This window comes from Brevibacterium moorei (genome assembly GCF_024580735.1).
GTDB lineage: Bacteria > Actinomycetota > Actinomycetes > Actinomycetales > Brevibacteriaceae > Brevibacterium > Brevibacterium moorei.
Map to the genome: position 1 here is coordinate 56,386 of NZ_JANIJX010000005.1, position 24,317 is coordinate 80,702.

Sequence of the window (24,317 nt, forward strand, 5' to 3'; positions counted from 1 at the left end):
CCCTATTGATAAAAGGAGACACCACTAAAGTGGCAGTCAAGATTCGCCTGACCCGCATCGGCAAGATCCGTGCACCCTTCTACCGCGTTGTCGTCGCCGATTCGCACACCCGCCGTGATGGCCGTGCGATCGAGCAGATCGGCATCTACCAGCCCACGCACAACCCTTCGGTCATCGAGATCGATTCGGAGCGCGCGCAGTACTGGCTGGGCGTCGGTGCACAGCCCACCGAGCAGGTCAAGAAGCTGCTGAAGCTGACCGGTGACTGGGCCAAGTTCAAGGGCTACAAGGACACCACCAGCCGCGTGAAGGCGCAGCCGGAAAAGGCCGCCTACGTGGCCCCGGAGGGCAAGTCGGTCATCAAGGAAGCGATCACCCCCAAGGGTGGCGACGACGCTGCTGAGGCTCCCGCGCAGGAAGCCGCCGCAGAAGAGACCGCTGAGGCCTGAGCATGCTCGACAAGGCTTTGGAGCACTTGGTCCGCGGAATCGTGGACTATCCCGATGATGTCACCATCAAGGAACGCCATGGGCACCGTGGCACGACTCTGGAAGTCCGGGTCCACCCGGATGACCTGGGCCGCGTGATCGGCCGGTCCGGTCGCACAGCCAAGGCGCTGCGCACCGTGATCAACGCCCTGGCCGCCCCGGACAACATCCGGGTCGACCTCATCGAGTCCTGAGCTTTCAGTCATAGCAGTTCGATCCGCCGTCCCGGGTTCACCCGGGGCGGCGGTTTGCTGTCTACCGGCCGTTGGCATTGCCCGTGCAGCCGATAAAATCGTGGCAGAGCATTCCTTCTTATACCGCCGTCCCCAACACCGAACAGAGGCAGAACACATGAGCCAGGTCGTCGCCCGGATGGGCAAGCCCCACGGAATCCGTGGAGAGGTCACCGTCGAGGTCCGCACCGACGACCCCGATTCCCGGTTCGTTCCCGATGCACAGTTCGGCACCGACCCCGACGTGGGAACCCTGACGCTGACCCGGGCGCGCTGGCATCAGAACCGGCTGCTGCTGTCCTTTGCCGAGGTGGCGGACCGCAACCGCGCGGAGGAGCTGCGCAATACCATGCTGATCGTCGACGATGACGACGTCGTCGAGGACGATGCCTGGTACATCGAGGACCTGGTGGGCGCCCAGGTCTACCTGGTGGATGCCGGACCGGACGCACAGCCGGTGGGCGAGGTCGTGGAGGTCACCCCAGGTGCGGTACAGGACCTGCTGCACGTGCGCCTGGCCGGCGGGACCGAGTCCCTGGTGCCCTTCGTCGAACAGATCGTGCCGGTGGTGGACCCGGAGGCCGGGCGGGTGGAGATCGACCCACCGGTGGGGCTGCTGGACCTGGGCCAGGCGGAGGACTGAACCGTGCGCATCGACGTCTTCTCGATCTTCCCCGACTATCTGGAACCGCTGAAGCTCTCCCTGATCGGCCGCGCCATCGAGGACGGACAACTGGCCCTGCAGGTCCACGATCTGCGGGACTTCACCCATGATCGGCACCGCACCGTCGACGACACCCCCTACGGCGGGGGAGCCGGCATGGTGATGAAGCCCGAACCCTGGGGTGAGGCGCTGGACACCATGCTGGCGGCTCCCCTCGGTGGGCCGGAGGGGGAATCGGCAGGGGAGGGCGCCGAACGGCCGGTACTGCTGGTGCCCAGCCCCGCCGGCGTGCGGTTCACTCAGGCGCAGGCGCACGAACTGGCCGGCCGGGACCATCTGGTGTTCGCCTGTGGGCGTTACGAGGGAATCGACCAGAGGGTGATCGACTGGGCCCATGAGGGCTTCGACGTGCGCTTCGTGTCCCTGGGCGACTATGTGCTCAACGGGGGAGAGGTCGCCGCGATGGTCATCATCGAGGCCGTGGCCCGGCTGATCCCAGGTGTGATCGGCAATCCGGAGTCCTTGGAAGAGGAGAGCCACGAAGACGGGCTGTTGGAGTACCCCGTCTACACCAAGCCGAACACCTGGCGGGAGCGGCAGGTGCCGGAGATCCTGTTGGGCGGCAACCACGGTGCGATCGCCCGGTGGCGGCGCGAGCGCAGCCTGGAGCGCACGGCCCGCACCCGCCCCGACCTGCTGGAGTTCCTGGACCCTGCGAACCTGGACAAGAAGGACCGGAAGTTCCTCGAGGAACTGCGGGTGGAATTGCTCGAGCAGGACGCGCCCGAGGCCGTTGAAGCCGGGCTGCCCGGGCAATCCTCTGGCATTGACTGACTGGGATGATCACTCGGGTTCCCGATGCACAAGTCCACTGGTTCACTGGCTGGGTCGAGTCGACGGATTCGATCCCAGACGACCGGTTCGCGCGGTGGATTGTGCTGCTGCATCCCGGCACCACCTTCGTCGAGGACGATCGGTTCCCAATCCAGTCCCCGAACGTCGAACCTGCGGTTGACGAAGACCTATCAGATGAACAGGCTGCGGTGCTCGATCATGTCCTACTGGACTATGCGGGTCCCGACGCCATCTGCGATTTCGCTTTGTATGCGGGGTATTTCGATGAAAAGGACCGGGGGCGGTCCAGCGGCTTCCTAGAGCCGGAAAACACCTGGTACCAAGGCAGACTGAACTATGTTCTGTTGTCCGGAGAGCTCGCGGACTGCACCTTCGCAGCGGTTCGGCGGCGCTGGGGCGATGTCCACTTCACCGAACTGAGTTATCTGTGGGCCAGGGACCATTCCTGGTTCCTGGCCTCAACCGCGGACACCTGCGTCACCGTCGTCGGCTGTAATGACGGGCTGGCAGCGGCCCTGCTTGCGGAACCGTTGCTGAACCCTCATGAGTGGATCCGTGACTGACACGGTCCTGCGGGGTTGGTATCGTGAACTGCAAGGCGGCTTGTTCCTACACCAAATGATCAGTGGTGATTGTTCATGGTTCTGCGAATCCTGTTGGGAGTGACGTTCTCGCTGGTCCTCCTCGGCCAGGTGATCGGTCCGATTCTGGGTGGCCCGTGGGGCTGGGTGCAGACGGTGCTGACGGCGGTGTCCGTCATCGGACTGGTGAATGTGGTGTTCTTGTGGAACCGGATCGCGCGCACCGGTTCCAATGCTGAGGAACACGGTCCGGCGTAGAGCTCGGCCGGGTCCGCGTAGCTCAGGTCCTCGACCAGGCCCTGTGAAGCGTCTCACCTCACTTGAGTGGGTGCGGGTGCTGGGCTAGAGTTGTCTATTGCGTTTGTTGGCGTTCGGCCTGCCTCGGAGGGCCGGAAGCCTACGGTGCCGGGCCCGCTCGGATGAGTGGGGCCTCGGCCCGGTTCAGGGACGGACCGCCGGAATTCCCGCAAGGGGGCCTCGGAGTCCGGCTCGGCGGACGAATCACACCCTTTCGCGCCCGGGTGACCGGTGTGCGGAGCCTGATTGATGTTGAAGTGATCCGGGGCATGACAACAGGAGAAGAAACATGCAGAAGCTTGATTTCCTCGACGCCAAGTCGATGAAGCAGGACGTCCCGGCCTTCCGCGCCGGCGACACCGTCGAACTCGATGTGCGCGTTATCGAAGGTAACCGCTCGCGTATCCAGAAGTTCAAGGGCATCGTCATCCGCCGTCAGGGCGAAGGCGTGCGCGAAACCTTCACGGTCCGCAAGATCAGCTTCGGCGTCGGTGTGGAGCGTACCTTCCCGGTGCACGCCCCGACGGTCGAGAAGATCGCGGTTCTCACGCGCGGTGACGTGCGTCGTGCGAAGCTGTACTACCTGCGCGACCTGCGCGGCAAGGCAGCCCGCATCAAGGAAAAGCGCTGATCCGCTCTTCCTCACACCACTTGGGTGCGCGTCCGTCACGGGCGCGCACCCTTGTGCTATCCGGGCTGGGCCTGATCGTCGCCGCACTGCTGCTGGCCGGCGCCCTGCGCGCCTTCGTCGTCCAGACGTTCACAGTGCCCACCGCCTCGATGGAACCGACCCTGCACGCGGGCCAACGAGTCTGGGTGTGGCGCCCGGCGGGCCTGGCCCACACCGTTGAGCGCGGCGATCTGGTCGTCATCGACGGAAGGGGTTCCTTCATCGCAGCCCACCGGCCCGATCTGCCACACCAGGTGGCCGGCTGGTTCGGCTTGGGCCCACGTGACGTGTTCTACGTGAAACGGGTGATCGGCGTCGCCGGGGACCGGGTGACCTGCTGCAGCCCGGATGGGCGTCTGAAGATCAACGGGAAAGCCGTCGACGAACCCTATGTGACCCTGGCTCAGAAGGCCTCGAAGCAGACCTTCGACGTCGAGGTTCCCGCCGGACGGATCTGGCTGATGGGGGACAACCGCGACGATTCGACCGACTCCCGGGCCCTGTTGGGCTCGCCGGGCGGCGGGATGATCGATCAGCGCACCGTGCTGGGAACCGTTATCGGGCACTGAAGTGCGGGCGCTGCGGCTTGCCGGTACGTTCCGGGACGGTTCTCCTGGTCTGCTCGCCATTGCGGATGGTGATCGGGGAAGGTTGAATGGGGTGATGTTGGGGAAAAAGCCACTGTTGCGTATCTGCCTTGTGCTGCCACTGTTCCTCCTGGCATCGTGCGCTTCGGCGCAGTCCTCGGGTAGCTCTTCTCAGCACGTGACAGCCGATGCGCCGGGGCCCAGTCCTGCCCCGGAGGAACAGCACGACGACCTGCATTCGGAGCACACCATCGATTGGTCGGGGCTCAAGATACTCGACGCACACCGTATCGGACTGTCGTTCATCTCCGGCACATCCGAGTGCTTTGGCTACCGGACTGTCTTAAGGGAATCGGCCCAGACCATCAGCATCGCGCTGATCGAAGGAGCCCGGCCCGCTGCCCCGGAGGCGTGTACTGCCGAAGGTGCGGAGTCCACCATCATCGTGACCACCGAACGGCCGGTCGGAAAGCGAAGCGTGGAGAAGTTGGACGATCCGGAGCTCAAACCCTGAGGGCCGGCGAGATGGACCGTGATCTGGCCCGTGCCCCGGCTTGGGACACAGGCCCCACACAGTCCGAGACCGGTAGACTTGACCGTTGTGAGTTCAGCCAGTCAGGTACCCGCGGCGCGCGGGCGAAAAGACCAAGCGAGACAGCCGAAGACCCCGGCACAGAAATTCTGGGGTGGCGTACGCGAGGTCGTCATCATCCTCATCATCGCCCTCCTGCTGTCCACGGGGATCAAGACCTGGGTTATGCGGTCCTTCTTCATCCCCTCGGAGTCCATGGAGGACACCCTCCAGGTGCACGACCACATCCTGGTCAACCAACTGCCGTGGAACCACCCCAAGCGCGGGGACATCGTCGTCTTCGACGATCCGGGCGGCTGGCTGGGACAGTCGACGATCGACGAGTACAAGCCCAATCCCGTCCTCGAATTCATCGGCCTGGTCCCCGCCGATGCCGGCCAACAGCTGATCAAACGCGTGATCGGCGTGGGCGGCGACCACGTGGTGTGCTGCGATGAGCAGAGCCGCATCACCGTCAACGGCCAGCCGATCGACGAAACCTACCTGTCCTCGGGCATCGAACCGTCCTCTATGGCCTTCAATGTCCGCGTCCCGGCCGGACACTACTGGGTGATGGGCGACAACCGCTCGAACTCGGCGGACTCGCGCTACAACCAGGAATCGGCTGGCGGGCCCTTCGTGCCGGAGGACAATATCGTCGGCCAGGCCTTCGCCATCAACTGGCCCTCGAACCGGATGCGCATCCTGCGCAACCCCAGCGAGGTCTTCGCCAAGGTACCGGACACGGACCCGGGAGAGGACCCGGCCGGCGGCGACGGCGACGCCGGTGGACTGAGAGACACCGGTAAGTCCAGTTCGGCACCCACGCTGTCCGACACGATGGCGACGAATCGATGAGGCGGACGCATCGGGGGCTGACCGACCTGACCCTGGAACGCGAACTGCTGGCGTCCGGAATCGAGTCCGTCATCGGCATGGACGAGGTGGGCCGCGGTTGCATCGCAGGGCCCGTCGGGGTCGGTGCGGCCCGGTTCGATTTACCCACCCTGCTGGCAGGCGAGGCTCCGGAGTCCCGAATCCCCGCCGGCCTGGACGACTCGAAGAAACTCAGCGCCACGGCGCGCACCAGCATGGTCGAGGCCATCGCCGGCTGGAACCCGCACACCGCGGTGGCCTACGCCCAGCCGGCGGAGATCGACGCGCTCGGCATCAGCCTGGCCCTGTGCCTGGCCGGCCGCCGGGCACTCTCCCAGCTGACGCCGGCGGACCTGGTGCTCCTCGACGGGAGCTTCGACTGGCTCTCGCAGAACCTGACCCTGGATGCGGCGGCGGTCTTCGGACCCTCGGCCGAGGTCCCGGTCCCGCCGGTGCGCACCTTCGTCAAGGGCGATGGCACCTATGTCACGATCGCCGCGGCCAGTGTGGTCGCCAAGGTGGCCCGCGATGAGCTCATGCACGCCCTGGCCGTGGATTTCCCCGGCTATGGATGGGAATCCAATGCCGGCTACCCGAGCCCGGCGCACAAGGCCGCCGTCGCACAGCTGGGCATCACCTCCCACCACCGGCGGTCCTTCAAACTGCGCTGAGCGCGCCGGGCGGACCCGGCTACTACCGATCGATTAGGATGGCGCCATGAGTGCAGAGGACCTCGACGATTTCGAAGCCGATATGGAGATGTCGCTGTACCGGGAGTACCGCGACATCCTGCCGTTGTTCACCTATGTCGTGGAAACCGAACGCCGGTTCTACCTGTGCAATTCCGTCGACCTCAAGGCGCATCACGAATCCGATGACGTGTACTTCGAACTGAGCCTGGGCGACGCCTGGGTCTGGGACACGTTCCGCTCAGCCCGCTTCGTCAAGCAGGTCCACGTCTTCACGTTCAAGGACGTCAACGTCGAAGAGATCGCCAAATCGGACTTGGAGCCGCCCAGCGCCCTGCGCTGAACCTCCGTGAACTCGCCTGGTGTCTCGGCACGCCGGGCTCCACCGCACCGGCCGGTCTCCACCACACCGACTGGGCTCCGGCGATCGGTGCATCATCGACCTGTGGACGCCGGGCGACCGCGGCGTCACCGGCCGGTGGACGGCCCGATGCCGGACTGGTCACAGCCCTATTCGGCACGATCTGCCCGCAAATGTGCCGCACCAGAGTCAACTGCACGAGCGTCCCACCGTGCGTCCTCGGCCCTGTGGAACCCCATGCATCGTCCACAGGGGACGCATGACCCCTGGCCGGAGCGAACCGGTCCCTGCACCCTGGGGCCATGACGAATCAGACGGTGGGACGCACGGGGGAGGACCTGGCCACGGCCTTCCTTGAGGCCAAGGGCTGGGAGATCGTGCAGCGCAACTGGCGCTGCCGCTTAGGCGAAATCGACATCGTGGCCCGCGAGGGACGCACCCTGGTTTTCGTCGAGGTCAAGACCCGCACCTCGGTGCGCTCCGGCCACCCCCTGGAGGCGATCGGCTACTCCAAGCTGCAACGGCTGCGCCGACTGGCCGGCGCCTGGCTGAGCGAACACCGGACCTGGGAGCCCCAGATCCGGATCGATGCGATCGGTATCGTGCTGGGTCCCGGCGATCCGCTGATCACCCACGTCGAGGCCGCGCAATGACCGGGCGGGTGGGCCGCAGCGCCGCCGTGGCGGTCCTGGGCATGACGGGCAAGACCGTGGCCATCGAGGCGAGCTTCAACTCCGGCCTGCCGGGAATCGACATCGTGGGCCTGCCGGACGCCGCCGTGAGCGAATCGAAGAAGCGGGTGCGCGCGGCGATCAGCAATATGGGCGTGACCCTGTCCCAGCAGCGCATCACCGTGAGCCTGTCGCCAGGCAACCTGCGCAAAGAGGGCACGGTCTTCGACCTGGGCATCGCCCTGGCGATCCTGGCGGCGGAGACCCTGGTGCCAGGCGGATGCGAGGACATCGTGTGCTACGGGGAACTCGGCCTGGACAACCGCCTGCACCCTGTCACCGGGGTGCTGCCGGCCGTGATGGCGGCCCAGGCCGCGGGCTTCGAGCGGATGATCGTGCCGCGGGCCAACCTCGATGAGGCCTCCATGGTCACCGGCATGCGGGTCCTGGGCGCCGTCGACCTGGCCCAGGTCGTCAACAGTCTGGGCGGCCGGGTGCGCGAGACCGGCCTGCCCGCGGTGGAAATGGACATCCCCCAAGTGGCGCTGCCCCGCACCACCCACGACCTGGCCGAAGTCCAGGGCCAGGCCCAGGGCCGCTTCGCCCTGGAAGTCGCCGCGGCCGGCGGCCACCACATGTACATGACCGGCAGCCCTGGCGCAGGCAAGACCCTGCTGGCCGAATGTCTGCCGTCCATCGTGCCCCCACTGACCCCGGAGGCCGCCATGGAGGTCCTCGCCCTGCGCTCGACCGACGGGGTGATCGAACCGGGCAATCACCTGTGCGTCGTCGCGCCGTTTGAGGCCCCACACCATTCGGCGACCAGGGCCGCGTTCATCGGCACCTCCAAATACGGCAGGCTGGGCGTGATCGGCCGGGCACACCGTGGCATCTTGTTCATGGACGAGGTCCCGGAATTCTCGCGCGACGTCCTCGAATCCCTGCGCGAACCCCTGGAACACGGCTACTGCAATATCGAACGCTCCTGGGGCTCGGTGCGCATGCCCAGCGACTTCCAACTCATCATGGCGTCGAACCCCTGCCCGTGCGGGGCCTCCGGGGCCCCCGGAAACCGGTGCATCTGCACTCCGGCGCAGCGCAAGCGCTACCGGAGCAAACTCTCCGAGCCCCTGTTGGACCGCATCGACATCCAACTCAACATGCTGCCGGTCGCGCCGGCCGACTTGGTCAGTGGCCGCCCACAGGAGACCTCGGCGACGGTCGCGGCCCGGGTGGAGCGGGCCAGAGCTGCCCAAACGGAACGCTATGCCGGTCTGCCATGGGAACTCAACGCGAAGGCCGACGGGGCCTTCCTGCTCGACCACTTCGCCCTGACGCGCAAGGAGACGGCCCCATTGCACGATGCGATGGAGCGCCGGCTGCTGTCGGCCCGCGGCTTCACCCGCATCCTCCGGGTGGCGACCAGCCTGGCGGACCTCGACGGAATCGATCGACTGGGCCGGGAGCACGTCCTCCAGGCCTTCGCCCTGCGAATGAAGGATGTGCGATGACACACGACACCATGGACGCGAAGACGAGCAGTCCGCAGCAGCGCCGGGCGACGGCCCTGCTCATGCATCTGACCGAACCCGGTCGGCCCACTCTCAAAGCCGCCTGCCTGCAGCTGGGCGCAGAGGACACGCTCGAGTTGATCACCGGGGGACGTGACACCGCCATCGACGCGCTGCAGGCAATCGTGGCCGAACAGGGGATGGAACCGGATGGGGTCCGCCTGCGCAATGAGTGGGAGACCTGGAATGCCCGGCTGCCGCTGGTCAACCTCGACAACGACGCGGCACTGCTGCGCACCGGCCGGGCCCGCCTCGTCATCCCCGGCGACGCCGAATGGCCCCACGCCCTGGACGATCTGGGCCTCTTCGCACCGCTGGGCCTCTGGGTGCGCGGCGGACTGCCCCTGAACCGGGCCCTCGTCGCCCCCATCGCCATCGTCGGCACCCGCGCGGCCACCGAATACGGCCTGGCCCTGACCCGCACCGTGGTCATGGATCTGGTGGGCCACGGGCACACGGTCGTCTCCGGCGGGGCGCTGGGCATCGACGCCGTAGCCCACGCTGCGGCCCTCGACGCCGCTGCTGCGCGCGCAGCCACGGAACCGGAAGCGGACGTCCCCAGCACGGTGGCGGTCATGGCCTGCGGGATCGACCAGTGGTATCCGAAACAGAACTCGGCGCTGCTCGACGAGGTCGCAGCACGCTCCGCCGTGGTCACCGAACTCCCGCCCGGAGCCACCGCCATGCGGCACCGCTTCCTCGACCGCAACCGCATCATCGCAGCACTCTCACTGGGGACGATCGTGATGGAGGCCGGCTGGCGCTCGGGCTCCTTCAGCACCGCGAACAAAGCCAGTGGGCTGATGCGCCCGGTGGGGGCCTTCCCCGGTTCCGTCTTCAACGGGGAATCCGCCGGCTGCCACAAGATCATCCGCGAGGGCCAGGCCGTATTGGTCAGCACAGCAGCAGAGGTCCGCGAGCTGGTGGGCGGGATCGGAGAGCTGGCGGACACGGAAGGACCAGCCCAGCCGGTCCTGACCCGGCCCACGGACGGGATGAGTCCCGAACAGCTCCGGCTCTACAGCGCCCTGCCGCTGCGCGGGGGAGTCGACCCGACCGTCCTGGCCGTCAAGGCGGGGATCACCCATCGGCAGGCGATGGCGGCGCTCGCCGAACTGGAGCTGACCGGGCACGCCGAACACTCGGCCGCCGGCTGGGTCAAGGTGCGCGGAACCGGATGACCGGAGCGCGCAGGGGATCTAGACTTGGCGCATGGACGAAGCAGCTTCCCCCTACCCGTCCGAATACCAGCGGGCACTCGAGGGCTTCCTGGACGACCTGCGCATCCAACGCGCGGCCTCGCAGCACACTGTGCGCAGTTACAGCGCCGATGTTCGCGGCTTCTTCGACTTCCTGCTGGCGGACTCCGGGGGAGAGCCCCCGGCCCTGGACCAGGTGGAACTGGGCAATCTGCGCGGCTGGCTGTGGGACATGCACAATCAGAACCGGGCAGCGGGCACGGTGGCCAGGCACATCGCGGGACTGCGGGCCTTCGGCGCCTACTGTCAGCGGCAGGGCCTGACCCGGGGGAATCCGGCGGCCCGCCTCGTCAGCCCCAAACGGGCCTCGCGCTTGCCCGCGGTACTCAAGCAGGAGCAGGCCGCCGGAGTGCTCGACCGGGCGGAGGCCCTGGCCCATCCGGAGTGCACACCCGTGCAGGACACCGAACCCCAGGAAGATTTTCCAGCGGGCGCACCGCTGCAGGACACTGCATCTCGGGACAGCACATCTCAGGAAGCCGCGTCCCAGGATGCCGCACCCCGTGAGCGGGCCCAGCGGCTGCGCGACGCCGCTATGCTTGAACTCCTCTACGCCACGGGGATGCGCGTGTCCGAACTCGCCGCCCTGGACGTGGACGCGGTCGATGACTCGATCCGCATGGTGACGGTATTGGGCAAGGGCAACAAGGAACGCCGGGTGCCCTACGGTGTGCCCGCCCAGTCCGCGGTGGACGCCTGGCTGGCGCAGGGCCGGCCGGAACTGTTCGGACCGCGTTCGGGCCAGGCGCTGTTCCTGGGAGCCCGCGGGGGCCGGATCGATGTGCGCCAGGTCAGAAGGGTCGTCCATGCGGCGACCGCCGGGCAGGCGGGCTCCCCGGAGCTGGCCCCGCACGGGCTGCGGCACTCCGCGGCCACCCATATGGTGGAGAACGGGGCGGACATCCGCCAGGTGCAGGAATACCTGGGCCATTCCAGCCTCAACTCCACCCAGATCTACACGCATGTCTCCATGCGGCGGCTGCGCGAAGGTTACGAACAGGCCCACCCCAGAGCTTGAAGCGCCGTCGAGACGCACCGCGGGTCTGCGGCAGCGCCGGCCAACACAGTGGGCCCGAAGCACTGCCGATATACGCACTGCGGGCCATGAGCTCATCGCTCATGGCCCGCAGTAGGCATTTCGGGGAGAAATCAGTGGAAGTAGGGCACGATCAGCCACAGTCCGAACAACAGCATGAGGCCGACGACGGCAAGGAGGACCATGCCGCCGATTCGTTCGGCGCTGGCCTGAGCGGACGGTCCGGAATTGACCTCGTGGACATGTGAACGGTCCAGTAGTTTGGCGCTGGTGGCCACGATGATGGCGATCACGGCGGTGGCGCCCACCGTGATGCCGCAGACCACGGCCAGGGACATCCAATCGATGCTCATGCCGCAACCTCCTGAGTCTTCGGTGTGGTCGTGGGACCGGCCATGACGACCACGTCCCGCGCTTCGTTGACGTTCTTCGCATCGATCTTCGTCTTCGATGCGTGGATGACGATGGCCAGGGAGCCCGCTGCCAAGAGGGCCAGGACGATCAGTGGTCCGGCGTAACCGCCCGTATTGGCGATCAGCGCCGTCACGCCGCCCACCAGGCCGGCGGCCGGCAGGGTGATCAGCCAGGCCAGGGCCATCTTCCCGAAGGTGCCCCAGCGGACCGCGGTGCCGCGGCCCAGGCCGGAGCCCACGACGGATCCCGTGCACACATGGGTGGTGGACAGGGCGAAGCCCAGGTGGCTCGAGGCCAGGATCGCCACGGTCGAGGAGGTTTCGGCTGCGAAGCCCTGCGGGGTCTGGATATCGGTCAGGCCCTTGCCCATGGTGCGCATGATGCGCCAGCCCCCGGAGAAGGTGCCAAGGCCGATCGCCAGCCCGGCGGAGATGATGACCCACCACTGGGGTCCGGTCCCGCCGGTCTGGAACCCAGCGGCGATGAGCACCAGGGTGATGACGCCCATCGTCTTCTGTCCGTCCGAGGTTCCGTGTGCCAGGGCGACGAGCGAGGCGGAGACCCGCTGGCCGTTGCGGAAGAGCCGCTGTGAGTACTTGTCGTCGGGGTTGGAGATCTTGTAGGTCAGCTTTGTGGCGATCGCCGAGGCGACGGCGGCGACCACGGGGGCGATGAGCGCCGGCAGCAGGATCTTCGAGACGACGACCCCGGCGTGGATGCCCTGGGTTCCGGCGGTGAAAAGGACCGCGCCGATCAGACCGCCGAACAGTGCGTGGGAGGAAGAGGACGGCAGCCCGAACAACCAGGTGATGAGATTCCAGATGATGGCGCCGGCCAGCCCTGCCAGAACCAACTGTGGCGTCACGAGATTCTCATCGAACAGTCCGCCGGAGATCGTCTTGGCGACCTCGGTGGACATGCACGCGCCGATGACGTTGAGGACGGCCGCCACCAGCACCGCGGTCCTGGGGGTGAACGCGCCCGTGGCGACGGAAGTCGCCATGGCGTTCGCGGAATCGTGGAAGCCGTTCGTGAAGTCGAAGGCGAGTGCCACGACCACGACGACCACGACGATGAAGAGCGTGAATGTAAGGGACACAGGGGGCCTTAACTACTCGGCGGACTTGACGGTGTTCTTCGTCCATTTTCACGCCCTGCGGGCACCTGGTGCCAAGCCAATTCGGGCCCTCCCGGGCGAATTCACCTGATGTTCACCTTGGTGTCACCGTCCGTGCATGCCGCGCAGTGAAGCAGGTCCCATGCGGTGATGCGCATTACGCATTCGCGGGTGCTCGGACCGACTCAGCCGGCGCGGAACTCCCAGTGCCACGGTTCGGGAAGTGTTCCCGAGGTGCGCGCCCAGGCGGGGTGGATCCAGCCGTAGCGGGGAGCGTTCTGCCGCATCCACTCGTGCTGGGGGCTGCCGAAGGAACTGATCCCGCTGCCCAGGTCCACTGCCAGGCCCCAGCCGTGATTCGAGCGGCCGGGGGTCGCGGCCATCCGCCCTTTGCGCGCCTTGACGCTGACCTGGGTCGCATAGTCGCGATAGGAGTCGGTGACCGAGATGTGGTGGCCGAAGCGCTGTTTGAAGGCTCCGCTGAGCAGGTCGAATGCTCTGGCCGCATCGCAGCGCTGCCGGTGTCCGGGCGCGGTCGCAATGGGGCACAGCGCCACTTCGGGGATGCGCCCATTCGAGTGCCCACCCCAGGCTCCCGCACCCGAGCGGGAGTCCGACCCGCCGGCCGGCAGGGCGGGGAGTTCATCGGGTGCCTGTGCCATGGCCAGGAGGACGGAATAGTCCGCGCCGAAGAAATCCGCAGGGTTCAGATAGTCCTTGGCCGCACCACTGCGCCACACTCCGATGTGCACGCAGCCGGTCTCGCAGTGTCCGGGTGCTGAGACCTCGGCGATGGCATCTCCGATTGCCACCGTCGCGCCCTTCTTCACCCGGGGAGCGACGCCGGTGAAGGAGACGGTGTAATCGCCGGTGTCCAGGGTCAGCGATCCCTGGCCGGCGATCGACCCTGCGAAGGTCACGGTGGCATCGGCCGGGGCCCGCACCGGCTCGCCGAACCCGGCGGCCACATCGATCCCCCGGTGGCCGGAATTCCAGTTCTGGGCGGGCTTGTCGAAGGCCCTGCTGATCGTGAAACCGGCCACCGGGCTGAGCCAGTTGGGCGTCTCCTGGGCCCGGGCCGGCAGCGCCACCAAGCTGGCCATGACGGTCATCAGGGCAGCGCACACGGCGATGAGCAGGGTGTCGCGGGGCGGGGGAGTGGACATCGTTCCTCCTGGAGTCCATCGGCTCTCGATGCCTCCAGCACAGCCGGTCCGGGGCACTGTGGGAAGAGCCCTCGGCGGAGCTGTGGATGCCGGCACCGTGTCCACAGTCCGATGAACACACGGTGGGCACGCGGTCCACAGGGCGGTGACCCGCGGTGCACATTCACCCATGTGCCCTGAATCACTGGTGTCGGTGCGGTATCCGGCTTGTCGCTCGTTGACCGGCCGGGATAGAATCGCCACAGCGGAAAGTGTCTTATGACGCCTTTCGACTTCGCGTATCCGATGCATCCGAGTATGCCGACGGTGCGAATCCACAGCCCGAAGCGCGCATGGTCACAACCAGGCGCCGGGCAGGGAGTCGCCGGCATCCGGACGGATACCAGGAATCAACCGGAATCCGTCATGCGGTCCTTCGGGCACATCGTGCCCGTGCGCGGCAGCATGACTCAACAGTGCGCCCCTGGTTGGGGCGCCCAGGAAAGGGGTGTGCGGCATGGCCGTCGTCACCACTCGCCAGCTGCTGGAAAGCGGCGTGCACTTTGGTCACCAGACCCGTCGTTGGAACCCGAAGATGAAGCGCTTCATCTTCACGGAGCGCAACGGCATCTACATCGTGGATCTGCAGCAGACGCTGACCCACATCGATCGCGCTTTCGAATTCGTGCGCGAAACCGTCGCCCACGGCGGCTCGATCCTGTTCGTCGGCACCAAGAAGCAGGCGCAGGAAGCCATCGAAGAGCAGGCCAAGCGCGTCGGCCAGCCCTACGTCAACCACCGCTGGCTCGGCGGCATGCTGACGAACTTCCAGACGATCTCCGGTCGTCTGCGTCGCCTGAAGGAACTCGAAGAGATCGACTTCGACGATGTCGCCGGTTCCGGCCACACCAAGAAGGAACTGCTCATCCTGCGCCGCGAGAAGGACAAGCTCGAGCGCACCCTGGGCGGCATCCGCGATATGCAGCGCACCCCGTCCGCGCTGTGGATCGTCGACACCAACCGCGAACACCTGGCCGTCGACGAAGCCCGCAAGCTGGGCATCCCGGTCATCGCGATCCTCGACACCAACTGCGACCCCGACCAGGTCGACTACCCGATCGCCGGCAACGACGACTCGATCCGCTCCGTGCAGCTGCTGACCCGCGTGGTCGCCGACGCCGTCGCCGAGGGTCTGATCAAGCGCCACTCCGCCGATGAGGGTGAGAAGAACGTCTCCGCCGTCGAACCGCTGCCCGAATGGGAGCGCGAGGTCCTCGAGGGCAAGGATGCCGACGCTGCAGCCCCCGCCACGGAGGCTCCCGCCGCCGAGGCCGCTGCTGAGGCTCCGGTCGAAGACGCCGCTGCTGAGAAGTAAGAAGAGGAGAATCCATGGCTAACTACACGGCAGCCGACATCAAGGCGCTGCGTGAGAAGACCGGCGCCGGCATGCTCGACGTCAAGAAGGCCCTCGACGCCGCCGATGGCGACCAGGCCGCTGCGGCCGAGGCCCTGCGCCTCAAGGGCATCAAGGGCGCGACCAAGCGCGAAGGTCGTTCGACCTCCGACGGCCTGATCGCCACCCACGTCGAAAACGGCGTCGGCACGATCATCGAGTTCAACTCGGAGACCGACTTCGTCGCCAAGTCCGATAAGTTCATCGAACTGGCAAACCAGATCCTGGACCTGGCCGTTGCCAACAACGCCGCGGACGCGGAATCCTTCCTGGCGGTCGAGGTCGACGGCAAGCCCGTCTCCCAGATCATCACCGAAGGCGGCGCCTCGCTGGGCGAGAAGGTCGAACTCAAGCGCGTGGCCCGCATCGAGGGCCAGCACGTCGAGTCCTACCTGCACCGCACCAACAAGGACCTGCCCCCGCAGGTCGGCGTGCTGCTGGCCTACGAGGGCGACGACCAGGCCGTGGCCCACGATGTGGCAGTCCACATCGCCGCTCTGACGCCGAAGTACTTCTCCCGCGAGGACATCCCCGCGGAGATCGTCGAGCACGAGCGCCAGGTGCTGACCGAACTGACGAAGAACGAGGGCAAGCCCGAGGCCGCCCTGCCGAAGATCGTCGAAGGCCGCCTCAACGGCTTCTACAAGGAGAACGCTCTGCTGGACCAGGGCTTCGCCAAGGACCCGAAGGTCTCCGTCGGCAAGATCCTGTCCGACGCCGGCCTGAAGGCCACCGGTTTCCTGCGCTTCCGCGTGGGCAACTGATCCGCATCCTCCCACCGGGAGGATCCGCAGGCCGAGGCCGCACCCGGGTGACACTGTGATGTCACCGGGGTGCGGCCTCGGCCTTTGTGCGCCCGCCTGGCGTGCGCGCTAAACTGTACGATGGTCAAAATCGTGGTTGCACCGTTCGAAAGGGAACCTATGTCCGAAACGCCCGTGTCCGCTCACGCCAACGATCCGCTGCGCACCTCCAAGCGGCGCGTCCTGCTCAAGCTCTCCGGTGAGGTGTTCGGCGGAGGAAACGTCGGCGTCGATCCGGACGTCGTCTCCGGTGTGGCCAGGCAGATCGCCGCGGCCTCGCCCGCAGTGGAGATCAGCATCGTGGTCGGTGGCGGCAACTTCTTCCGCGGTGCCGAACTGCAGCAGCGCGGAATGGACCGGACCAGGGCCGACTACATGGGAATGCTGGGCACCGTGATGAACTGCCTGGCCCTGCAGGATTTCCTGGAGCAGGCCGGCGTCGACACCCGCGTGCAGTCGGCCATTCCGATGACCCAGGTCGCAGAGACCTATATCCCGCGCCGCGCCATCCGCCACATGGAGAAGGACCGCGTCGTCATCTTCGGTGCCGGCGCCGGCCTGCCCTACTTCTCCACCGACACCGTTGCAGCCCAGCGCGCGCTGGAGATTCGCGCCGATGAGGTGCTGATCGCCAAGAACGGTGTGGACGGCGTGTACACGGCGGACCCGAAGAAGGACGCCTCGGCGGTCAAGATCGATCACATCACCTATCAGGACGCCCTGGCCCGCGGTCTCAAGGTCGTCGACTCGACTGCCTTCAGCCTGTGCATGGACAACCGCCTGCCGATGCGCGTGTTCGGCATGGAGGGCACGGACAACCTGCAGGCCGCGATCGCCGGTGCCCAGATCGGCACCTCGGTCACCGCCGCCTGACACCTGCCCCACAGCACCCACCGGAGCCGCTCGGCCCGGTGGGTGCTCCACGCCGCGCCCGAAGCGCACGAGCGCACCGACTACACTGGTTTCAAACGCCCGTGGGCCCCAGCCCGGCCGGGAGAAGAACCCTACGAAGAGAGAACCTCCATGATCAAGGAAACGCTGGCCGAGGCCGGCTCGAAGATGGACAGCTCGATCGACGCGACGAAGGACGCTTTCGCGAACGTTCGCACCGGCCGGGCGAATCCCAGCCTGTTCGCCGAACTTCCCGTGGACTACTACGGCGCACCCACGCCGCTGCAGCAGCTGGCGTCCTTCCAGGTGCCTGAGGCCAGGACCATTCTCATCACTCCCTTCGACCGCACCGCGCTGGGCAATATCGAAACCGCCCTGCGCAACTCGGATCTGGGCGCCAACCCCGCCAACGACGGAAACATCATCCGCATCGTCCTGCCGGAGCTCACCGAGGAGCGCCGCAAGGAATACGTCAAGATCGTCAAGGGCGATGCCGAAGACGGCAAGGTCGCCATCCGCAACGTTCGCCGCAAGGCCAAGGAAACCCTGGAGAAGGCCCAGAAGGACGGCGAGTTCGGTGAAGACGACCTGCACCGCGCCGTCTCCGAGCTCGAGGACCTGACCAAGCAGAAGGTCGAGGCGGTCGACAAGCTGTTGGCCGCAAAGGAAAAGGAACTGCTCGAGGTCTGAGCGGTGTCCCAAGACGGAGCGGCGGCGCAGGTGCCCCCGGGATTCGACCCGGAGGACACCAGAACCGCGGAACATCCCCTCGTCGAACCCCCCGAGGCGAAGGACTACGGCAAGGCCGGGCGCAATCTGCCCGCGGCGATCGGCGTGGGCGTGGTGCTCGGCGGGATCGTCATCCTCAGCCTGGTCATCTGGCCGCCGCTGTTCCTCATCGTCGTCGTCATCGGGGTGGGCGCTAGCCTCTGGGAGCTCTCCGACGCGTTGAGCAAGTCGGGTTCCCAGGTGCTGCGCTGGCCCACCATCGGAGTGGGCGTGCTCATGGTGCTCGCCGCCTACTTCGGCGGACGGGAGGCGCTGTGGGCGGTATTCACCGTCGGCTCGGGGCTCATCATGTGGATCATCCTGGTCCGCAACTGCGCCAACCCGGTCAAGGACTTCTGCCTCAACCTGTTCGCGCTGACCTATGTGGGCCTGATGGCCTCATTCGTCGTCTATCTGCTCGCACAGGACCACGGCAATGCGATGGTGGCGACCTTCCTGGCACTGTGCGTGTCCTCCGATACCGGCGGATACGTCTTCGGCGTCCTGATGGGGCGCCACCCGATCGCTCCGTCGATCTCGCCGAAGAAGTCCTGGGAGGGCTACCTGGGCTCCACCGTGTTCGCGGTGGGAGTGGGCATCTGCCTGGCCGTCCTCCTGGTGCAGGCGCCCTGGTGGACCGGCCTGGTGCTGGGCCTGGTGGTGCCCGCCTTCGCGACCCTGGGCGACTTCTCCGAATCGATGATCAAACGCGATCTGGGCCTCAAGGACATGGGCACGCTGCTGCCCGGGCACGGCGGGGTGATGGACCGGCTCGATTCGATCCTCCCGACGGCACCGGTGGCCCTGGCGCTGTTCAGCTTCCTGCCCGGGTTCCTCAACGGCTGAAACCCGGCACTGCCGCCTAGCCCACACATGATAGGAATGTGGCATGCCTGATATCTCAACCCTGGCGGACCTGGTGGGGCCCCAGTGCCTCATCACGGATCCCGATGTGATGGACCGGTTCTTGCACGACGATGCGGAATGGGCCCCCTATGAGACCGCGCTGGCGGTGCTGCGCCCACACGACAAGCAGCAGGTCGTGGCGGCCGTGAATTGGTGCATCGAGCACTCCGTGCCGATCGTCCCACGCGGTTCCGGGACCGGTCTGTCCGGTGGCGCCAATGCGATCGCCGGTTGCCTGGTCATCTCCTTCGACCGGATGCAGACGATCCTGGACGTGGATCCGGTGGAGCGCACGGCCACCGTGCAGCCGGGGGTGGTCAACGACAATCTGCGGGCGCGGGTGGCCGATGACGGTCTGTGGTACCCGCCGGATCCCGCCAGCGCGCCGTGGTCCTCGATCGGCGGAAACGTCTCGACCAACGCCGGCGGGCTGTGCTGCGTGAAGTACGGGGTGACGAGCGAATACGTGCTCGAACTCGAACTGGTCAACGGCCTGGGCGAACTCGTCCGGGTGGGCAAGCGCACCGCGAAGGACGTCGCCGGCTACGATTTCCGCGGCCTCTACACCGGCTCCGAGGGCACCCTGGGCGTGATCGTCGAGATCAAGGTCCGTCTGGTACCGCTGCCCACGGAGACCCGTGCGATCATCGGCTACTTCGACAGCCTGGTCGACGCCGGCCAGGGCGTGGCCAATGTGACCGCCGCGGGAGTCATCCCCGCGGCGCTGGAGCTGGTCGACAAGTACTGCCTGAAGGCGGTGGACGACTGGAAGAACATGGGACTGTCGGCCGACGCCGAGGTCGTGCTGCTGGCATCGAGCGACCTCCTGGGAGAGGCCGGCCGCGCCGAGGCGGAGAAGATCGTCGCCGCATTCGAATCGGCCGGCGCCACGATGGCCGCCATCAGCGAGGACAAGGACGAGGCCGATGCCTTCTTCGCCGCCCGCCGCCTGGCCTATCCGGCTCTGGAACGGCTGGGCCCGGTGCTCACGGAGGACGTCGTGGTCGCCCGGTCCAAGGTGCCCGAGGTGTTGGCCCGGATCCAGGAGATCGGCGAGCGCAACCAGGTGCAACTGGCGCAGATCGCACACGCCGGTGATGGAAATCTGCACCCGCTGTTGGTCGTGCCCGCCGGCGACGATGCGGCACGGGTGCGCGCGCAGCAGGCCTTCGAGGAGATCCTGCAGGCGGCGCTGGACGCCGGGGGCACGGTCTCCGGTGAACACGGGATCGGCCTGCTGAAGATGGGCGGACTGTCCCGCGAGCTCAGCGCCGAGGTGATTGCGATGCACAGGGCGGTGAAGCGGGCACTGGACCCGCACAACATCATGAACCCGGGCAAGGTGTTCTCCTGAGGCACTGTCCGCCCGAATGCCACGCGAGCGGATGTGGCGCGGGCGGGTTGTGGTGCGATTGCTCACGCAGCCTGTCCTAAGCGTGGGTCCGGCGTGGTTGAATTGACAGGTTATGGCTGATTTCAAACCACGCAGGCAGGTCCGTCCCGTCGTCGAACACGAGGATGGGACCACCTCGCGCACACCCACCCGCGGCGGGCGGCCGCTGCTGAACTTCAAGTCCCCCAGGGTCAAGCAGCCCCCGCAGCACCTGGCCGATATGACGATGGACGAACGCATCGCGGCGGTCAAGGAGATGGGCCTGCCCGGTTTCCGGGCCAAGCAGCTCTCCACGCACTATTTCGTGCACAATACGACGGATCCCCAGGCGATGACGGATCTGCCGCAGGGCAAGCGGGATGAGTTGGCGCAGCGCTTCTTCCCGCCGCTGCTGAACGAGGTGCGGCGGCTGAAGACCGCGAACGGGGACACCATCAAGTTCCTGTGGCGGTTGTTCGACGGCGCCCTGGTCGAATCGGTGCTGATGCGCTATCGCAACCGCATCACCCTGTGCGTGTCCAGCCAGTGCGGCTGCGGGATGAACTGTCCCTTCTGCGCCACCGGCCAGCAGGGCCTGACCCGCAATATGTCCACCGCCGAGATCGTCGAACAGGTGGTGCGGGCCAATCAGGTCATCGCCGCGGGCGAACTCGCGCAGGACGCGCCGGAGGACCTGGACTTCCTGGGCCACGCCGCCGCCGAGGTCGGGGGCGAGTCCGATGAGGACGAGACCGACCGCGCCGGTCGGCCCGGCAGCCACTCGACGGGCGTGGCCAAGGCGGGTTACGCCTCGGCCGCGGCCCATGGCACGGGGCAGGCCCCTGCGCACTCCGGTCCCGAACGCGTGACGAACATCGTCTTCATGGGCATGGGCGAGCCGCTGGCCAACTACAAGCGCGTGATGAACGCGGTACGCCGGTTCACCGATCCGCAGCCGAACGGCCTGGGCATGAGCGCGCGCCGGATCACGGTGTCGACGGTGGGCCTGGTCCCGGCGATCAACAAGCTGGCCGCCGAGGACATTCCGGTGACCTTCGCGCTGAGCCTGCACGCGCCGGACGACGAACTGCGCGACGAGATGATCCCGGTTAATACGCGTTGGAAGGCCGACGAGGCAATCGACGCTGCCTACAACTACTACAAGACCACGGGACGACGGGTCAGCATCGAGTACGCGCTGATCAAGGACATGAACGATCACGCGTGGCGCGCCGAACTGCTGGCCAAGAAGCTCAATGCGCGCGGCCGCGGCTGGGTGCACGTCAATCCGATCCCGCTCAACCCGACTCCCGGTTCGGTGTGGACGGCCAGTGACCCGGCCGTGGCGCAGGAATTCGTGGACCGGTTGGTGGCCAATGGTGTGCCGACGACGATCCGCGACACCAGGGGCAAGGACATCGACGGGGCGTGCGGACAGCTGGCCGCCGCCGAATGAGTTCGGCTTCCTGAGAATCACGGGAGCGCCACACCCGCTAAGATCTACAGAAGATGTGTCTTCCCGGGATCTCCCGGGTGTGGTTCCCGGCACTACCCCGGGCGGAGGAAAGGGCGGAATGGAAACGAACTTCCCGCGCATGACGGGCTGGAAGAGCGGCTACGATCCTGCACAGGTCGACAGCTTCTTCAAGCGGGCGCGTGAATCCTTCGAACGCTCCACGACGCTGCCCGGCGATCTGGACGCTCGCGCCGTGCGCACCGTCGGATTCGACCTTGTCCGCAAGGGCTACCACGTGGGCGTGGTCGACGCCGCTCTGGACCGTTTGGAGGACGCCTTCGCCAAGCGCGCCCAGGAACAGCTGATCGCGGGCGCCGGGCAGAATGCCTGGGTCAATGAGCTCACGCGCGCTGCCGGCAGCCTGCGGGGACGCCTGCAGCGGCCTTATGGGGAGCGCTTCGATCAGGCTGAACCGGGCCGGATCGGCTACGACCTGACCGAGGTCGACGCGCTGTGCGACAAGATCCGGGCCTACCTCTCCGACGGTGTCCCGATGAGCGTCGACGAGGTCCGCCGGGTGCTGTTCAAGACCCGCCGTGGGCACAAGGCGTACAACGAGGACCAGGTCGACGCGTTCATCGACCGCGTCGTCGAGGTCATGGCCAGCGTCGACTGAGAGGTCCCGAACACGATGTCGCCCTTCACCCGTGAACCGCACTGGTTCGTCCGTCCCGGCGTGTTATCCGAGGACCATCCCGGGCTGCTCAATCCGACATTCGACCTGTTGGACTATCCGATCGTCATGGGCCGGGCCGACGACGACTTCCTGCGCGCCGACAATGCGGCCGGCGACACCGTGGTGCTCAGCTTCGAACAGGGCCTGGACCGGGTCGCGAAGATCGCAGGGGTGCTGCGCCTGCTGGGCGTAGGGGTTTCGGCGGACGGCGTCCAGGACGACACTCCCGATGCGCGGGTACACATCACCGCCGAGGTCCCGGCTCTGGCCCGCGAACTGGTGCGCCTGGCCGTATTGCGCCTGGGCGGGCTGCTCACCGCCGATCCCGCCGCCCCGATCCGGGTCGAGGCCGCCGAGCCGTCGCAGACCGCGACCGGCGCGGGGCTGAGTGAACTGCAGCGGCGTTCGATGCGGAAACTGCCCAGTCACGTCGAGGGCGTGCGCATCAGCGCGCCAGACTTCGCGGCCGTCCTCGAGGTGCTGGTGCGCGATGGCCGGATCGAACCGGCCCCCGCTTTGGAACTGCCGGCCGATCTGGTCGTGGAGGAAACGGCGGACGGCGGGCGGATCACCGCGCGCCAGCGCATGTGACCCGCTCCGCCGGCATTGGCTAGCCCAGCGCGGCGGCGGGTTCGACCGCCGCCAGCCCGTGGGCCGCGGCCACCCCTGCATTCGTCAGGGCTCCCGCCATGGTGTTCAGGCCCCTGGACAGAGCCGGATCGGCGCGCAGCGCCTGCTCGACACCGGCGTTGGCCAGCCGCAGCGTAAAGGGCAGGGTGGCATTGCACAGGGCACGGGTGGCCGTCGAGGGCACGGCGCCCGGCATGTTCGCCACGCAGTAGTACGTCGAACCGTGGACTCTGAAGGTGGGGTCCTGGTACGTGGTGGGCCGTGAGTTCTCGAAGCACCCGCCCTGGTCGATCGCAATGTCGATGAGCACGCTGCCGGCCTTCATCCCCGCGACCATCTCGTCGGTGACCAGTTTGGGGGCGCGGGCACCGGGGATCAGCACGGAGCCGATCACCAGGTCCGCCTCGGCGACCGCCCTGGCAAGTGCCATCTTCCCCGACACCCTGGTCTGCACGGCGTGTCCCATGAGCTCGTCGATATGGCGCAGCCGCGGGATGTCGATGTCGAAGACCTGCACATTGGCACCCAGTCCCGCGGCGATCCGCGCGGCGTTGAAACCTGCGACGCCCGCGCCGATCACCACGACCTCGGCGCGTGTCACCCCCGGCACCCCTGACAGCAGCACCCCGCGCCCGCCGTTGACCGTCAGCAGCTGTTCGGCGCCCACCTGGGCGGCCAAGCGGCCGGCGATCTCGCTCATCGGCGCCAGCAGGGGCAGGCTGCGGTCGTTCAGCTGCACTGTCTCATAGGCGATGGCCGTGGTGCCCGAGGCGACCAGGGCATCGGTCAGCGGCCGATCGGCGGCCAGGTGCAGATAGGCGAAGACCGTCTGATCGGCCCGCAGGTACCGGTACTCCTCGGCCACCGGCTCCTTGACTTTGAGCAGCAGCTCTCCGGCGGCCCAGGTCTGCTCCGCGGTCTCGAGCACGGTGGCGCCCGCCGCGCGATAGGCTTCGTCGGTGATGAGCGAGCCCAGGCCCGCGCCCGACTGGACGAAGACCTCGTGGCCGGCGTGGATCAGTTCATGGGCACCCTCATCGGTCAGTGCCACACGGTTCTCGTTGTTCTTGATTTCGGTCGGGACGGCGATTCTCATTCCCTGTGTCCTCCGTTTGTCGTCGTTGACAGGAGTGAACGCGGACGGGCGCCGCGCTCTCGACTAAAAGGTATATCCGCCAGACCTTTAAAGCAACCCGGCGCCGGGCCATTGAAAATGT

At 66.9% G+C, this 24,317-nt stretch carries 29 protein-coding genes; 25 read left to right on the top strand and 4 right to left on the bottom strand.

Annotated elements, in window-relative coordinates; translation table 11 throughout:
- Positions 1-29 precede the first annotated feature (29 nt).
- The 16 genes from rpsP to NQ034_RS05135 all read left to right on the top strand — a co-directional run bounded on the left by rpsP (position 30) and on the right by NQ034_RS05135 (position 11,391).
- Positions 30-449 carry a 30S ribosomal protein S16 gene (gene rpsP, locus NQ034_RS05060; protein WP_257047397.1) on the top strand — a complete coding sequence of 140 codons (420 nt, stop codon included), beginning with the start codon at positions 30-32 and terminating at the stop codon, positions 447-449.
- Positions 450-451: 2 nt separating this feature from the next.
- Positions 452-682, top strand: a complete 231-nt coding sequence (locus NQ034_RS05065) for an RNA-binding protein (RefSeq protein ID WP_257047399.1) — start codon at positions 452-454, stop codon at positions 680-682.
- Between the two features lie 157 nt (positions 683-839).
- Positions 840-1,364, top strand: coding sequence for a ribosome maturation factor RimM (rimM, locus tag NQ034_RS05070; protein ID WP_257047401.1), 525 nt, complete (start codon positions 840-842; stop codon positions 1,362-1,364).
- A gap of 3 nt (positions 1,365-1,367) precedes the next feature.
- A complete protein-coding gene (trmD, locus tag NQ034_RS05075; RefSeq protein WP_257047402.1) occupies positions 1,368-2,219 on the top strand; it encodes a tRNA (guanosine(37)-N1)-methyltransferase TrmD in 852 nt (283 codons plus the stop codon).
- Positions 2,220-2,320: 101 nt separating this feature from the next.
- Entirely contained in the window at positions 2,321-2,803 is a 483-nt protein-coding gene (locus NQ034_RS05080; RefSeq protein WP_257047403.1) for a hypothetical protein, read from the top strand.
- 75 nt (positions 2,804-2,878) lie between these two features.
- Positions 2,879-3,079: a hypothetical protein gene (locus NQ034_RS05085; RefSeq protein ID WP_257047404.1), complete on the top strand. Its 201-nt coding sequence runs from the start codon at positions 2,879-2,881 to the stop codon at positions 3,077-3,079.
- A gap of 328 nt (positions 3,080-3,407) precedes the next feature.
- Complete coding sequence (rplS, locus tag NQ034_RS05090) at positions 3,408-3,749, top strand: 50S ribosomal protein L19 (protein WP_257047405.1); 342 nt, start codon at positions 3,408-3,410, stop codon at positions 3,747-3,749.
- A 53-nt stretch (positions 3,750-3,802) separates the two neighbouring features.
- Positions 3,803-4,357 (top strand): signal peptidase I, encoded by a 555-nt coding sequence (gene lepB, locus NQ034_RS05095; RefSeq protein ID WP_257047407.1) that lies wholly within the window; start codon positions 3,803-3,805, stop codon positions 4,355-4,357.
- A 94-nt stretch (positions 4,358-4,451) separates the two neighbouring features.
- A complete protein-coding gene (locus NQ034_RS05100; protein WP_257047408.1) occupies positions 4,452-4,889 on the top strand; it encodes a hypothetical protein in 438 nt (145 codons plus the stop codon).
- 87 nt (positions 4,890-4,976) lie between these two features.
- On the top strand, positions 4,977-5,804 hold the full coding sequence (gene lepB, locus NQ034_RS05105; protein WP_257047409.1) for a signal peptidase I: 828 nt from the start codon (positions 4,977-4,979) through the stop codon (positions 5,802-5,804).
- The gene (rnhB, locus tag NQ034_RS05110; RefSeq protein ID WP_257047411.1) at positions 5,801-6,493 is read left to right on the top strand and encodes a ribonuclease HII; all 693 of its coding nucleotides are present in this window, start codon (positions 5,801-5,803) and stop codon (positions 6,491-6,493) included. The genes lepB (NQ034_RS05105) and rnhB overlap by 4 nt, the downstream gene beginning before the upstream one ends.
- A gap of 46 nt (positions 6,494-6,539) precedes the next feature.
- Positions 6,540-6,854, top strand: a complete 315-nt coding sequence (locus NQ034_RS05115) for a DUF2469 domain-containing protein (protein WP_257047412.1) — start codon at positions 6,540-6,542, stop codon at positions 6,852-6,854.
- Positions 6,855-7,174: 320 nt separating this feature from the next.
- Positions 7,175-7,525: a YraN family protein gene (locus NQ034_RS05120; RefSeq protein ID WP_257047413.1), complete on the top strand. Its 351-nt coding sequence runs from the start codon at positions 7,175-7,177 to the stop codon at positions 7,523-7,525.
- Positions 7,522-9,054 carry a YifB family Mg chelatase-like AAA ATPase gene (locus tag NQ034_RS05125; protein ID WP_257047414.1) on the top strand — a complete coding sequence of 511 codons (1,533 nt, stop codon included), beginning with the start codon at positions 7,522-7,524 and terminating at the stop codon, positions 9,052-9,054. Before NQ034_RS05120 ends, NQ034_RS05125 begins: the two co-directional genes overlap by 4 nt.
- The gene (locus tag NQ034_RS05130; protein ID WP_257047415.1) at positions 9,051-10,295 is read left to right on the top strand and encodes a DNA-processing protein DprA; all 1,245 of its coding nucleotides are present in this window, start codon (positions 9,051-9,053) and stop codon (positions 10,293-10,295) included. The genes NQ034_RS05125 and NQ034_RS05130 overlap by 4 nt, the downstream gene beginning before the upstream one ends.
- A gap of 31 nt (positions 10,296-10,326) precedes the next feature.
- The gene (locus NQ034_RS05135; protein ID WP_257047416.1) at positions 10,327-11,391 is read left to right on the top strand and encodes a tyrosine recombinase XerC; all 1,065 of its coding nucleotides are present in this window, start codon (positions 10,327-10,329) and stop codon (positions 11,389-11,391) included.
- Positions 11,392-11,522: 131 nt separating this feature from the next.
- Here the strand turns inward: NQ034_RS05135 and NQ034_RS05140 are convergent, their stop codons facing one another.
- The 3 genes from NQ034_RS05140 to NQ034_RS05150 form a co-directional block, all read right to left on the bottom strand.
- Positions 11,523-11,762, bottom strand: a complete 240-nt coding sequence (locus tag NQ034_RS05140; RefSeq protein ID WP_257047417.1) for a hypothetical protein — start codon at positions 11,760-11,762, stop codon at positions 11,523-11,525.
- The gene (locus NQ034_RS05145) at positions 11,759-12,922 is read right to left on the bottom strand and encodes an inorganic phosphate transporter (RefSeq protein WP_257047418.1); all 1,164 of its coding nucleotides are present in this window, start codon (positions 12,920-12,922) and stop codon (positions 11,759-11,761) included. The genes NQ034_RS05140 and NQ034_RS05145 overlap by 4 nt, the downstream gene beginning before the upstream one ends.
- Positions 12,923-13,125: 203 nt before the next feature.
- Positions 13,126-14,106: a D-alanyl-D-alanine carboxypeptidase family protein gene (locus NQ034_RS05150; protein ID WP_257047420.1), complete on the bottom strand. Its 981-nt coding sequence runs from the start codon at positions 14,104-14,106 to the stop codon at positions 13,126-13,128.
- 496 nt (positions 14,107-14,602) lie between these two features.
- Between NQ034_RS05150 and rpsB the strand changes: the two genes are divergently transcribed.
- The 9 genes from rpsB to NQ034_RS05195 all read left to right on the top strand — a co-directional run bounded on the left by rpsB (position 14,603) and on the right by NQ034_RS05195 (position 23,061).
- Complete coding sequence (gene rpsB, locus NQ034_RS05155; protein WP_257047421.1) at positions 14,603-15,460, top strand: 30S ribosomal protein S2; 858 nt, start codon at positions 14,603-14,605, stop codon at positions 15,458-15,460.
- A gap of 14 nt (positions 15,461-15,474) precedes the next feature.
- Positions 15,475-16,302 carry a translation elongation factor Ts gene (tsf, locus tag NQ034_RS05160; protein WP_257047422.1) on the top strand — a complete coding sequence of 276 codons (828 nt, stop codon included), beginning with the start codon at positions 15,475-15,477 and terminating at the stop codon, positions 16,300-16,302.
- A gap of 159 nt (positions 16,303-16,461) precedes the next feature.
- Positions 16,462-17,214: a UMP kinase gene (gene pyrH / locus NQ034_RS05165; RefSeq protein WP_257047423.1), complete on the top strand. Its 753-nt coding sequence runs from the start codon at positions 16,462-16,464 to the stop codon at positions 17,212-17,214.
- A gap of 150 nt (positions 17,215-17,364) precedes the next feature.
- The gene (gene frr / locus NQ034_RS05170; protein WP_257047424.1) at positions 17,365-17,922 is read left to right on the top strand and encodes a ribosome recycling factor; all 558 of its coding nucleotides are present in this window, start codon (positions 17,365-17,367) and stop codon (positions 17,920-17,922) included.
- Positions 17,923-17,925: 3 nt separating this feature from the next.
- Complete coding sequence (locus NQ034_RS05175) at positions 17,926-18,846, top strand: phosphatidate cytidylyltransferase (RefSeq protein WP_257047425.1); 921 nt, start codon at positions 17,926-17,928, stop codon at positions 18,844-18,846.
- Positions 18,847-18,889: 43 nt separating this feature from the next.
- Complete coding sequence (locus NQ034_RS05180; protein ID WP_257047427.1) at positions 18,890-20,260, top strand: FAD-binding oxidoreductase; 1,371 nt, start codon at positions 18,890-18,892, stop codon at positions 20,258-20,260.
- A gap of 112 nt (positions 20,261-20,372) precedes the next feature.
- Positions 20,373-21,734 carry a 23S rRNA (adenine(2503)-C(2))-methyltransferase RlmN gene (rlmN, locus tag NQ034_RS05185; protein WP_257047428.1) on the top strand — a complete coding sequence of 454 codons (1,362 nt, stop codon included), beginning with the start codon at positions 20,373-20,375 and terminating at the stop codon, positions 21,732-21,734.
- Between the two features lie 118 nt (positions 21,735-21,852).
- Entirely contained in the window at positions 21,853-22,410 is a 558-nt protein-coding gene (locus tag NQ034_RS05190) for a DivIVA domain-containing protein (RefSeq protein ID WP_257047429.1), read from the top strand.
- 15 nt (positions 22,411-22,425) lie between these two features.
- On the top strand, positions 22,426-23,061 hold the full coding sequence (locus NQ034_RS05195) for a hypothetical protein (RefSeq protein ID WP_257047430.1): 636 nt from the start codon (positions 22,426-22,428) through the stop codon (positions 23,059-23,061).
- A gap of 19 nt (positions 23,062-23,080) precedes the next feature.
- Here the strand turns inward: NQ034_RS05195 and ald are convergent, their stop codons facing one another.
- Positions 23,081-24,196 carry an alanine dehydrogenase gene (gene ald / locus NQ034_RS05200; protein ID WP_257047431.1) on the bottom strand — a complete coding sequence of 372 codons (1,116 nt, stop codon included), beginning with the start codon at positions 24,194-24,196 and terminating at the stop codon, positions 23,081-23,083.
- Between the last annotated feature and the right edge of the window lie 121 nt (positions 24,197-24,317).